This is a genomic window from Dyella sp. SG609 (assembly GCF_012275375.1).
GTDB lineage: Bacteria > Pseudomonadota > Gammaproteobacteria > Xanthomonadales > Rhodanobacteraceae > Dyella_D > Dyella_D marensis.
Genome location: NZ_JAAZQJ010000005.1, coordinates 361,881 through 374,212 on the forward strand (window position 1 = coordinate 361,881; position 12,332 = coordinate 374,212).

Below are 12,332 nucleotides of genomic sequence, written 5' to 3' on the forward strand. Positions count from 1 at the left end.
GGCTCGGGTCAGGCGCGGATGATAGCGCCCGTGAGCGCGTCGCGGATCACCGTGGGCCGCTCCAGGCCGCCCAGCGGAGCGTCCAGCAGGCCGTCCAGCGCGGCGCCGAAGTAGCGCTCCACCGCCGCCGCGGAACGGGCCGGCGGCTGGCCGTGCGGGTTGGCGCTGGTCGACACCAGCGCGCCGCCGAAGGCGCGGCACAGCGCGGCGGCGGGCTCGTGCGCGGTGACGCGCAGGGCGATGCCGCTGTGGGCGCCGGCCACCCATTCGGGCACTTCGGCCGAGCGCGGGAAGATCCAGGTATTCGGTCCGGGCCAGCTCGCGCGGACCTGCTCCATCACTTCATCGGGCACCGCGGCGCGGGCGATGTAGCGCTCGACCTGGGCGAAGTCAGCCGCGATCAGCAGCACGCCCTGGGTAGGCGGGCGCTGCTTCAAGGCGAAGATCTGCTCGAACGCCGCGCGGTCATGCGGATCGCAGCCCAGGCCGAACACCGCCTCGGTGGGATAGGCCAGCACGCCGCCGCCGCGCAGGAGCGCGGCGGCATCGTCGAGCTGATCGAGCGCGAAGTGCCGGGCCACTCAGGCCTTGGCCTTGCCTGCGGGCTTCTTCGCGGCGGCTTTCTTGGTGGCGGTTTTCTTCGCCGCGGTTTTCTTGGCTGCCGTCTTGGTGGCCGTCGTCTTCTTGGCCGCGGCCTTCTTCACCGCCGGTTTTTCCGCCGGAGCCTTCTTGGCGGCCGCCTTTTTCGCTGCCGGCGCGGCCTTCTTCGCCGCTGCCTTCCTGGCGCCGCCGCGGCCCTTCTTCACCGGCGCCGCGGCGAGCAGTTCGATGCATTGCGCCTCGGTCAGGGTCTTCGGGTCCTGGTCCTTCGGGATGCGCGCGTTCTTCTCGCCGTCGGTGATGTAGGGACCGAAGCGGCCGTTGAGCACCTGCACGCCGTTGCCGAAGTCCTGGATCACGCGGTTGGCGATCAGCTCCAGCTTCTCCTGCACGATCTGCAGCGCGCGCGGCAGCTCGATGGTGTAGGGGTCGTCCTCGGCCTTGAGCGAGGCATAGGTACTGCCCTGCTTCACGAACGGGCCGAAGCGGCCCACGCCCACCGACACCTCGTCGCCGTTCTCGGCCTGGCCGAGCTTGCGCGGCAGCTTGAACAGCTCCAGCGACTCTTCCAGGGTGATGGTGTGCATGCTCTGGCCCGGACGCAGGCTGGCGAACTGCAGCTTCTCGTCGGTGTCCTTGTCGCCGATCTGCGCATACGGCCCATAGCGGCCCAGGCGCACCGACACCGGCTTGCCGGTCTTCGGATCCGTGCCCAGCTCGCGCGCGCCGGTGGCCTCGCTGCGGTCGACGGTCTCGGTCTTTTCCTCGACCTGCTGCTTGAACGGCTGCCAGAAACGCTCCATCAGCGGCACCCAGGCTTCCTCGCCGCGGCTCACCGCGTCGAGCTCGTCCTCGAGCTTGGCGGTGAAGTCGTAGTCGACGTAGCGGGTGAAGTGCTGGGTCAGGAACTTGCTCACCGCGCGGCCCACGTCGGTGGGCTTGAAGCGGCGGCTGTCCAGCAGCACGTATTCGCGGTTGAGCAGCACCTGGATGATGCTGGCGTAGGTCGACGGACGGCCGATGCCGTGTTCTTCCAGCGACTTCACCAGGCTCGCTTCGGAATAGCGCGGCGGCGGCTCGGTGAAGTGCTGGTCGGCCAGGATGTCGTGCAGCGCGACCTGCTCGCCCTTTTCCAGCCTGGGCAGGCGGCGGCCTTCGTCGTCGTCCTCGGCGCTCTTCTGGTCGCGGCCTTCCTCGTACACGGCCAGGAAGCCCGGGTCGACCACGGTGGTGCCGGTGGAGCGGAAGCCCGCCTCACCGCCCTGGGCATGCGGCAGGGCGAAATCCACCGACACGGTGTTGAGCGTGGCGTGGATCATCTGGCAGGCGACGGTGCGCTTCCAGATCAGCTCGTACAGCTTGCGCTGCTCGTCGTTGAGGTACGAAGCCACCTCGCGCGGCGTGTACATGGCCGAGGTCGGGCGGATCGCCTCGTGCGCTTCCTGCGCGTTCTTGGACTTGGACTTGTAGACCTGCGGATGGTCCGGCAGCGCCTTGTTGCCGTAGTCGCGCGCAATCAGCTGGCGCAGCTCGCCCACGGCGTCCTCGGACAGCGCCACCGAGTCGGTACGCATATAGGTAATGAGGCCGACGTTGCCCTCGCTGCCCAGCGACACGCCCTCGTACAGCCCCTGCGCCACCTTCATGGTGCGGCTGGTGGAGAAACCGAGCTTGCGCGCGGCCTCCTGCTGCAGGGTGGAGGTGGTGAACGGCGGCGCCGGGCGGCGCTTGCGCTCCTTGCTGCCGACGTCGCTGACGGTGAGGCGGCCGTGCGCGGCTTCCTTCAGCGCCGCGCGGGCAGCCATGGCGTCGGCCTCGTTGGTGAGGTCGAACTGCTCGAACTTCTTGCCGTACAGGCGGGTGAGGCGCGCGCTGAAGTCGCCCTCGGGGTGGCGCAGCGCGGCTTCGACGGTCCAGTACTCGCGGGCGACGAAGGCTTCGATCTCTTCCTCGCGCTCCACGATCATGCGCAGCGCCGGGCTCTGCACGCGGCCGGCGGACAGGCCGCGCTGCACCTTGCGCCACAGCACCGGCGACAGGTTGAAGCCGACCAGGTAGTCCAGCGCGCGGCGCGCCTGCTGGGCGTCGACCAGGTCGTGCGAGAGCTGGCGCGGCTGGGCCACGGCGGCCTTGATCGCCTTGGGGGTGATCTCGGAGAACACCACGCGGTGCAGCTGCTTGCCCTTGGTCAGGCCGCGCTGCTGCAGGATCTCGCTGATATGCCAGCTGATCGCCTCGCCTTCGCGATCCAAGTCGGTCGCGAGGTAGATGTCGTCGGCCGCCTGGGCCGCCTTGGCGATGGCATCGACGTGTTTCTGATTGCGCTCGATGATCTCGTAGGCCATGGCGAAACCATGGTCCGGATCGACCGCGCCCTCCTTCGGCTTCAGGTCACGCACGTGACCGTAGGAGGCCAGGACCTGGAAGTCCTTGCCCAGGTACTTGTTGATCGTCTTGGCCTTGGCGGGCGACTCGACGATGAGCAGATTCTTTGCCATGCAGCGGGGTTTCCAGAAGCCAACGGCCCGCACTTTGGCGGGCCTTCTTTATTTAGTTAAAGGCATGCCGCGCCAACGCCGTCAAGCTCGGTCTCGTGAAAACGAGGCATGGAGCCATTTCGGCCATCCGGCCCGGCTAGCCCGGCAGGCGCTGGTAGCGATTGCCCGGCAGGCTGCCGACCACGCCCTCCAGCTCCAGCATCAGCAGCATGGACGACAAGGCGGCGGCGGACTGCCCGGTACGGCCGGCCAGCTCGTCCAGGCTGGCCGGGTCGTGGCCCAGGGCGGCCAGCAGCTGGCCGTACTCCGGGTCGCCGCTCCAGCCCGCCTGGGCGGCCTGAACGGCCCGGCCCGGTGGCGCATCCTGCAGCCGCGCCGCCAGTTCCGCGCCCAGCGCGCGCGCCTGCGGCGCCAGCACCTCGGCCACTTCGGCCGCCGTTTCGACCAGCCGGGCGCCGTCGCGGATCAGCTGGTGGCAGCCACGGGACTGCGGATTATGGACGGAGCCGGGCAGCGCGAATACCTCCCGCCCCTGCTCGCCGGCCAGGCGGGCGGTGATCAGCGAGCCCGATTCCAGGTCCGCCTCGACCACCAGGGTGCCCAGGGCCAGGCCCGACAAGATGCGGTTGCGCCGCGGGAAATGCCCCGCCACGGCCGGCGTGCCCAGCGGGAATTCGCTGACCAGGACGCCTTCCTGCGCGATCCGGTGCGCCAGGGCGAGATGCTTGCGCGGATAGACCCGGTCCAGGCCCGTGCCCACTACCGCCACCGTGGGCCGGCCGGCATCCAGCGCGCCCAGGTGGGCCGCGCCGTCGACGCCGTCGGCCATGCCGCTGGTCACCACGAAGCCGGCCACGGCGAGGTCCCGCGCGAACGCCCGCGCCTGCGCCAGCCCGCCGGCGGTGGCGCCGCGCGAGCCGACGATCGCCACCTGCGGGAACAGCAGCAGCCCGGCGTCGCCGCTGACGAACAGCGCGGCGGGCGGGTTCGGGATCGCCTCCAGCAGGGGCGGGAAATCCGCCTCGGTGCAGCACAGCAGGCGATGCCCCGGCTGGGCCAGCCAGTCCAGGTCGGCGGCGATCAGGGCTTCGTCCGGCCGCTCCAGCCAGGCCACTGCATCTGCGCCCAACGCCGCCGCACGCCGCGGCGCATGCGCCAGCACGGTCTCGATGCGCCGGTCGTGGGCCAGCAGCCATTGACGGAGGGTGGAAGGCCCCAGGCCGGGAGTGCGCAGCAGGACCAGCCAGGCGCGCCATGCGTCGGTTTCGCTCATCCGTGCAGTTTATGGGCCGCGCAAACGAAAACGGCGCGGACGATGCCGCGCCGTTGTGTCAGCCGATGCCGATGCGCTTACTCAGGCATCGTCAGGCGGTCGCCCATCGAGATCGGCTTGATGCCGTCCATGACCAGGCCGTAGCTGACCTTGTCGAAGGTGCGGAACACCATCACGTGGCCGACGAATTCCTCCGGCAGGGTCACCGCCTTGCCGGTGCCGCGGCGCCAGCTGTCGCTGGCCACGTCGTCGTTGATGGTCTCGCCCGGATGCACGATCGAGAAGGTCTGGCCGTTCTCCACGCCGTCCTTCGCGCCGATCGACATCGCCACCACCTGGTGCGGGCCCACGGCCTCCAGCGCGTCGGTGAAGGCGATCACGCGGGAGTTGTCCGGCACCGACTTCGGCGCATGCGGGTAGTAGTACGGGTCGTAGGGCTTGTCGTCGATCGGCATGATGCGATCGCCCTTGCGGATCTCCTGGGTGGAATCCAGCAGCAGCAGGGTGGAGACGTCGCCGGTGCGCAGCGTTTCGGCATTGCCGATCACCGTCACTTCGGTGCCCAGGTCGGTGCCGGTGCCGTAGTGGTGGTCGTTGCGGAATTCTTCGCGCCACGGGGTGGTGACCACCGAGGCGTCGTCGTCCAGCTCATGGCCGACCATCGGGTACGGCTCGCTGCGGTCGTCCTGGTTGAAGCCGCGGAAGGTATGCGTCGGGCGCACGATCGCCCAGCGCTGGCCCGGCTCGGACTTGAGATTGCGCGCGTAGATGTTCTGGCCGACGGTGCCGCGCAGGCGAGCTTCCTCGAAGCCCATCACGTACGGCGACTGCTTCACCTCGTCCGAGTTCATCACGCGCGTTTCCTTCAGGAACATGCGCAGCGCGGACAGCGGGATGGCGGGGATCGGCTCGCCTTCGGCGCGCACGCGCGGCTGCAGGCCAAGGCGCGGACCGTTGATGAAGGAAAGATTGAGCACGTCGCCCGGATAGATCAGGTGCGGGTTCTGCACCTGCGGGTTCGCCTGCCAGATCTCCGGCCACAGCCAGGGCTTGGAGAGGAAGCGCGCCGAAATGGCCCAGAGCGTGTCGCCCTTGCGCACGGTGTACGAATCGGGGTGGTCCGAGCGCAATTGAGCGCCGGCAGCGTAAACGGCGACAGTGACCAGCATGCCGGCCAGCAGCCCGATGGACTTTCTAATCATAAACGGGATTCCCCCATCCCCCGATGCTCGGCGGAGTGTAACCGATGGTTTAACGCCCGCAACCAGAGCCAGTTGGCAGAATCCTCTGCCAGACACGGGGTTGCCGACGTACAATAAGGCTCATTCTAGATCGCGCCCGGGCTGGGTTTTCACCGATTCGCCCGCATTTTTGGCGCCGAGGTGTACACCAAATGTCGACCCTGACCATTCTCGAATTCCCCGACCCCCGCCTGCGCACCAAGGCCGAGCCCGTGCGCCTGTTCGACGCAGAACTCAAGCAGTTCGTCGCCGACATGTTCGAAACCATGTATGCCGCCAACGGCGTCGGCCTGGCCGCCACCCAGGTCAACGTGCACCGGCGCGTGCTGGTGGCGGACATGAGCGACGGGCGCGACGAGCCGCTGGCCCTGATCAATGCCGAAATCCTGGAAAAGGACGGCTCCCAGGTGTACCAGGAGGGCTGCCTGTCCTTCCCCGGCATCTATGCCGACGTGACCCGCGCGCTGAAGATCAAGGTCAAGGCGCAGGACGCCGACGGCAAGGAGTTCGTGCTCGACGTGGAAGGCCCGCTGGCGGTGTGCATCCAGCACGAGATGGATCACCTGGCCGGCAAGGTGTTCGTCGATTACCTGTCGCCGCTGAAGCGCTCCATGCTGCTCAAGCGCCTGGACAAGCAGCGCAAGCAGGCGGCCAGCGCTTGACGGGCGCGCCCTTGCGCGTCGTCTTCGCCGGCACGCCCGAGTTCTCCGTCCCCTGCCTGGAAGCCTGCCGCGCCAGCGGCGCCGAGGTCGTTGCCGTGTATACGCAGCCGGACCGCCCCGCGGGCCGCGGCCGCAAGCTCACGCCCAGCCCGGTGAAGCAGGCCGCGCTGGCCGCCGGCATCCCGGTGGAACAGCCCGAATCGCTCAAAAGCCAGGAAGCGCGCGACACGCTCGCTGCCTGGCGGGCCGACCTGATGGTGGTGGTCGCCTACGGCCTGATCCTGCCGCGCAAGGTGCTGGCCCTGCCGCGCCTGGGCTGCTGGAACGTACATGCCAGCCTGCTGCCGCGCTGGCGCGGCGCCGCGCCGATCCAGCGCGCGATCCTGGCCGGCGACACCGAAAGCGGCGTGGACCTGATGCAGATGGAAGCGGGCCTGGACACCGGCCCCGTGCTGCTGGAGCGCCGCACGCCGATCGAACGCGCCGACACCGGCGGCAGCCTGCACGACCGCCTCTCGGCGCTGGGCGCCGAGGTGCTGGCCGAAGGCCTGCGCCGCGCCATGGCCGGCGAAACGCCGAGCCCGCGCGCGCAACCGGAAGACGGCGTCACCTACGCGCACAAATTGGATAAGGCCGAGGCGAAGCTGGATTTCCAGCGCGACGCGCTCAGCCTGGAACGCCAGGTCCGCGCCTTCGATCCCTGGCCCGTCGCCGAAGGCGAGATCGCCGGCGAGCCGCTGCGCATCTGGGCCGCCGAAGCCATCGCGCGCGACCACGCCGCCGCCCCCGGCAGCGTGCTGTCCGCCGGCCGCGACGGCATCGAGATCGCCTGCGGCGAAGGCGCCCTGCGCGTGACCGCGCTGCAGCGTGCCGGCGGCAAGCGCATCGGCGCGGCCGACTATCTCAATGCGCGGCCCGAACTGCGCAGCGCCCGATGACCGATACCCGCGCCCTGGCCGCCCAGGCCCTCGCCGAAGTCGCCCTGCGCGGCGCCTCGCAGCGGGACGCCACCGAGCGCTACGCCCCGCGCCTGCCCGACCCGCGCGACCGCGCCCTGTTCACCGCCCTGGTCAGCGACGGCGCGCGCTGGTGGCTGCGCTTCGACGCCGCCATCGACCGCCTGCTGGAGAAACCGCTGCGCCAGAAGGAGCCGGCCGTGCACGCCCTGCTGGTGCTGGGCCTGGTGCAGCTGGAGATCCTGGAGCTGCCCGACTACGCCGCCGTCGCCGCCACCGTGCAGGCGGCGCGCGCGCTGCAGCGGCCGCGCATGGCCGGGCTGGTCAACGCCGTGCTGCGCCGCTGGCAGCGCGAGCGCACCGAGCTGCTGGCCGCGCTTGACGCCAAGCCGCAGACCCGCCACGCCCACCCCGCCTGGCTGGCCAAGGCTATCGCCCGCGACTGGCCGGAACAGGCCGACGCGGTGATGGCCGCGAACAATATCGAGCCGCCGCTGATGCTGCGCGCCAACCGCCGCCGCAGCGGCCGCGACGACCTGCTCGAACGCCTGCGCGCCGCCGGCTATACCGCCGAGGCCCACGCCTGGCTGGCCGACGGCATCGTGCTGCCGCACAGCGCCGACGTCACCCGCATGCCCGGCTTCGCCGAAGGCCATTTCGCCGTGCAGGACGGCGCCGCCCAGGCCGCGGCGGATCTGGCCGAGGTGCGCGACGGGCTGCGCGTACTCGACGCCTGCGCCGCCCCCGGCGGCAAGGCCTGCCATCTGCTCGAACGCGCCCGGCTCGACCTGATCGCGCTCGAATCCGACGCCGGCCGCGCCAGGCGCATCGGCCAGAACCTCGACCGCCTCGGCCTCGACGCCGACGTGGTGATCGGCGACGCCGGCGCCCCGGATACCTGGTGGGATGGCCGTCCGTTCGACCGCATCCTGATCGATGCCCCCTGCTCGGCCACCGGCGTCCTGCGCCGCCGGCCGGACGTGCGCCTGCACCGCCGCGACAGCGACATCGCCGCGCTGGCCGCGCAGCAGCGCCGCATCCTGCAGGCGCTGTGGCCGCTGCTGGCGCCGGGCGGACGGCTGGTCTACGTGACCTGCTCGCTGCTGAAGGCGGAAAACGAAGCGGTGGTCGGCGCATTCCTGGCCAGCCAGCCCGAAGCAAGGGCGGCCGCGTTCACCCTGCCCGCGGGGCAGGCGGCGGCGCTGGGCTGGCAGGTTCTCCCCGGGGATGGGGACCTCGACGGCATGTACTATGCCGTGCTCGAACGGGCCTGACCGGCGCGCCTAAGCGCCCGATAAGGCGCCCGGCCTAAAAAAACGCTACACCCATCGCTACGTCGCGGCGCCGCCGCCGGAAGTCCACGCATGCCCGTTGCCTCGCAAGCCACTCCCCAGGAACGCCGCTATTTCTGGCTGCTGCTGATCTTCGCCGTGGTGGTGATCGGCGCCGGCATCGGCCTGCGCGACCCGTGGCCGTCGGACGAGCCGCGCTTCACCCTGGCCGCCAAGCAGATGGTGGAAAGCGGCGACTGGCTGTTCCCGCATCGCGGCAGCGAGCTGTATTCGGACAAGCCGCCGATGCTGATGTGGACCGAAGCGGCCAGCTACACGGTGCTGCGCAGCTGGCGCGCGGCCTTCCTGCTGCCGTCGCTGCTGGCCGCGCTGGGCACCCTGCTGCTGGTCTACGACCTGGGCCGGCGGCTGTGGAACCGGCAGGCCGGCCTGTATGCGGCCGCGGCGCTGCTGGTGAGTTTCCAGTTCGTCTACCAGGTGAAACGCGCGCAGATCGATCCGCTGGTGATGTTCTACATCACCGCGGCGAACTGGGGCCTGCTGGTGCATCTGCTCAAGGGCCCGAACTGGCGCGCGTTCTGGTTCGGCTGTTTCTGCGCGGGCCTGGGCGTGATCACCAAGGGCGTGGGCGTGCTCGCGCTGTTCATGCTGCTGCCCTACCTGGTGGCATGGCGCGGCGGCTGGGACGGCGTGTCGCGCATGGGGCCGGGCGCATGGTGGCGCTGGCCGCTGGGCCTGGTGGCGCTGCTGGCGGCGATCGCGCTGTGGCTGGTGCCGATGCTGCTGGGCGCGAAGGCGCACGGCAACGATCCGGCCTATACGGCTTATGTCAACGACATCCTGTTCCACCAGACCGCCGGCCGCTACAGCAAGTCGTGGGACCACCACCATTCGCCGTTCTATTACGTGCCGATCGTGCTGTTCAGCTGGCTGCCGCTGTCGCTCACCTATCCGGGCACGCTGCCGCGCTGGTGGCAGCGGCTGAAGGCGAAGGACGCGCGCATCCTGCTGCCGCTGGGCTGGATCGTGCTGATCCTGGTGTTCTTCGCCATCCCCAAGGGCAAGCGCGACGTCTACATCATGCCGGCGCTGCCGATGCTGGCGCTGATCACCGGCCCCTTCCTGCACGAGCTGCTGCAGAAGCGCTGGCTGCGCATCGCGGGCCTGGTGTTCATCGGCGTGATGGGCGCGGCCATGCTCGGCGTCGGCGCGGCCGCCTTGATCGCGCATCCGAAGTTCGCCACCGAGTTCGCCACCGCACGCGGCTTCGACGACGGCGGCCACGCGCTGTGGTGGATGTTCGTCGCCATCGGCGCCGTGCAGCTGGTGCTGATCGCCGCGCTGCGCCTGCGCCACGCCGTGTGGGCGGTGTGCGGCGGCATGGCGGCGATGTGGCTGGCCTGGGGCCTGTGGGCGTATCCGCTGCTCAACGATTCCAGCTCCGCTGCCGCGCTGATGCAGGACGTGCGTGCGCGCGTGCCGGCCGACGAGGAACTGGGCCTGGTCGCGTGGAAGGAACAGAACCTGCTGATGCTCGACCGTCCCGCCACCGACTTCGGCTTCACCGTGCCCTGGCACGAGCAGTACGTGGCGGCGGTGAAGTGGCAGGCGCAGGCGCCGGCGCACCGCTGGCTGTTCGCGCTGGACGGCGTGATGGACAAGTGCGTCGACCGCAGCAAGGCGATCAGCCTCGGCCACGCCAACCGCCGCGAGTGGTGGCTGTTCAAGGCCGACGCGGTGATCCCGGGCTGCACGCCGAACGAAGAGGTCGACCGCGTGCCGGCCAGTACCGCCGATTCCGAGTGACCGCCCCATGGCGCGCCTGGACCTGATCGGACGCGACAACGGCGCCGGCCTCAGCCGCGACATGGCCTTGCTGGCCGAGGCGCTGCGCGAGGCCGGCAACGGCGTCACGCTCAGCGGCCTGCCGCATCGCGGCCGCCTCGCCGAATGGGCGACGCGGCTGCGCCTGGCCTGGCGCGCGCCGGCGCAGGACATCAACCTGATGCTGGAACGCATCCGCCCCGAATTCCTGCGCGGTGCGCGGCGCAACGTGGTGATTCCGAACCCCGAATATTTCCGCCCGTTCGACCGCGCCCATCTCGCCGCGATGGATGCGGTGTGGGTGAAGACGCGCCATGCGGAACGCCTGTTCGGCGCGCTCGGTGCGCGCACGCAGTACATCGGCTTCACCAGTCCCGACCGGCTGGATGCGTCGGTGCCGCGCAAGCATGCGTTCTTCCATGGCCCGGGCCGCAGCGGCAACAAAGGCACCGAAGCGCTGCTGCGTTTGTGGGCCGCGCATCCGTCGTGGCCACAGCTGACCGTGGCGTGGCGGCGCAAGCGCGTGGATATCGGCGCGCTGCCGGCAAACGTCACGCTGCTGCGCGAGCATCTGGACGACGCAGCGTATCGCCGGCTGCAGAACGAACACCGCTTCCACCTGTGCCCGTCGCAGACTGAAGGCTACGGCCACTACCTGGTCGAGGCGATGAGCTGCGGCGCGGTGGTGGTGACGCTGGATGCGGAACCGATGAACGAGCTGGTGACCGCGCAACGCGGCGTGCTGGTGCCGGCGCGCAGCGAGGGCGCGCAGGATCTCGCCACGCTCTACGGCTACGCCGATGAAGCCATGTCCGCCGCGATCGAACGCTGCATCGCCATGGACGCAAGCACCGCCGAACAGCTCGGCCGCGCCGCCCGCGGCTGGTACGACACCAACCGCGCCGACTGGCCCGCGCGCCTGCGCGCCGCCATCGCCGCCCTGCCCTGATGCCCACCGGACCCCGCATGCGCAAGCGCGCCATCCAACTGATCGGCAACGACAACGGCGCCGGCCTCACCCGCGACATGCGCCTGGTCGCGCGCATCCTGCGCGAGGGCGGCCATCAGGTCACGGTGACCCGGCTCAATAACCGCGCGCGGCTCAGCCACCGCTGGCAGCGTTTTTCCGGGCGCGCGCGCCAGCTGCTGCGCAACCTCGCGCGGGGCCGCTTGCATGCGCGCTACGACCTCAACCTGATGTGCGAAAGCGTCAGCGCACGCTATTTCCGCCAGGCCGGCGCCAGCGCGCTGCTGCCGCATCCGGAGTGGTTCGACCAGGCATGGCTGGCGGATCTGGGCGGCATCGACCTGGTGCTGGCCAAGACCCATCATGCGCAGCGCATCTTCAGTGAGCTGGGCCGGCCGGTGATACACACCGGTTTCGTCAGCGAAGACCAGCGCGCGCCGGACATCGCACGCCAGCCCACCTTTTTCCACGGCCCGGGCCGCAGCAACAACAAGGGCACCGCGCAGATCCTGAAACTGTGGGCGGACCATCCGGACTGGCCGCAGCTCACCGTGGTCTGGCGCAGCGACGAAGCCCGCGCCTGGCCGCAGACGCCGGCCAACGTGCGGCTGATCCGCGAATACGTCGGCGACGAGGCACTGCGCGAACTGCAGAACAGCAGCGTGTTCCATCTGTGCCCCTCGCAGACCGAGGGCTATGGCCATTCGATCGTCGAGAGCTTAGGCATCGGCGCCGTGGTGATCTCCACCGACGCCGAACCGATGAACGAGCTGGTCACGCCCGAGCACGGCATCCTGGTCGCCGCGCACGCCGCCGGCACGCAGGCGCTGGCCACGCTCTACGATTTCGACATGGACGCGATGCGTGCCGCGATCGAGCGCTGCATCCATATGCCGGAAGCCGAGCAGCAGCGCCTGGGCCAGGCCGCGCGCCGCTGGTTCGAAGACAATCGGCGGGATTTCCCCGGCCGCCTGCTGCGCGCGCTCGATACGCTGCCCTGACCTTCCACTTGCAGACCG

The 12,332-nt window shown here is 70.0% G+C and carries 10 protein-coding genes; 6 read left to right on the forward strand and 4 right to left on the reverse strand.

Annotated elements, in window-relative coordinates; genetic code table 11:
- Positions 1-8: 8 nt before the first annotated feature.
- The 4 genes from FHW85_RS12190 to FHW85_RS12205 all read right to left on the reverse strand — a co-directional run bounded on the left by FHW85_RS12190 (position 9) and on the right by FHW85_RS12205 (position 5,573).
- Complete coding sequence (locus FHW85_RS12190) at positions 9-581, reverse strand: Sua5/YciO/YrdC/YwlC family protein (protein WP_167253208.1); 573 nt, start codon at positions 579-581, stop codon at positions 9-11.
- A complete protein-coding gene (locus FHW85_RS12195) occupies positions 582-3,098 on the reverse strand; it encodes a DNA topoisomerase I (protein WP_167253206.1) in 2,517 nt (838 codons plus the stop codon).
- 136 nt (positions 3,099-3,234) lie between these two features.
- Positions 3,235-4,371, reverse strand: a complete 1,137-nt coding sequence (gene dprA / locus FHW85_RS12200; RefSeq protein ID WP_168648391.1) for a DNA-processing protein DprA — start codon at positions 4,369-4,371, stop codon at positions 3,235-3,237.
- 77 nt (positions 4,372-4,448) lie between these two features.
- The gene (locus FHW85_RS12205; RefSeq protein WP_167253202.1) at positions 4,449-5,573 is read right to left on the reverse strand and encodes a LysM domain-containing protein; all 1,125 of its coding nucleotides are present in this window, start codon (positions 5,571-5,573) and stop codon (positions 4,449-4,451) included.
- A gap of 191 nt (positions 5,574-5,764) precedes the next feature.
- Between FHW85_RS12205 and def the strand changes: the two genes are divergently transcribed.
- From def to FHW85_RS12235, 6 genes are all read left to right on the forward strand, one after another.
- Positions 5,765-6,274, forward strand: coding sequence for a peptide deformylase (gene def / locus FHW85_RS12210; protein ID WP_168648392.1), 510 nt, complete (start codon positions 5,765-5,767; stop codon positions 6,272-6,274).
- Between the two features lie 11 nt (positions 6,275-6,285).
- On the forward strand, positions 6,286-7,212 hold the full coding sequence (gene fmt, locus FHW85_RS12215) for a methionyl-tRNA formyltransferase (RefSeq protein ID WP_210427766.1): 927 nt from the start codon (positions 6,286-6,288) through the stop codon (positions 7,210-7,212).
- Positions 7,209-8,504, forward strand: coding sequence for a 16S rRNA (cytosine(967)-C(5))-methyltransferase RsmB (rsmB, locus tag FHW85_RS12220; protein ID WP_168648394.1), 1,296 nt, complete (start codon positions 7,209-7,211; stop codon positions 8,502-8,504). The genes fmt and rsmB overlap by 4 nt, the downstream gene beginning before the upstream one ends.
- Before the next feature lie 90 nt (positions 8,505-8,594).
- Positions 8,595-10,328, forward strand: coding sequence for a glycosyltransferase family 39 protein (locus FHW85_RS12225; RefSeq protein ID WP_168648395.1), 1,734 nt, complete (start codon positions 8,595-8,597; stop codon positions 10,326-10,328).
- A 7-nt stretch (positions 10,329-10,335) separates the two neighbouring features.
- A complete protein-coding gene (locus FHW85_RS12230; protein WP_168648396.1) occupies positions 10,336-11,295 on the forward strand; it encodes a glycosyltransferase in 960 nt (319 codons plus the stop codon).
- Positions 11,296-11,312: 17 nt separating this feature from the next.
- Positions 11,313-12,314, forward strand: a complete 1,002-nt coding sequence (locus tag FHW85_RS12235; RefSeq protein WP_167253190.1) for a glycosyltransferase — start codon at positions 11,313-11,315, stop codon at positions 12,312-12,314.
- The last annotated feature ends 18 nt before the right edge of the window (positions 12,315-12,332 follow it).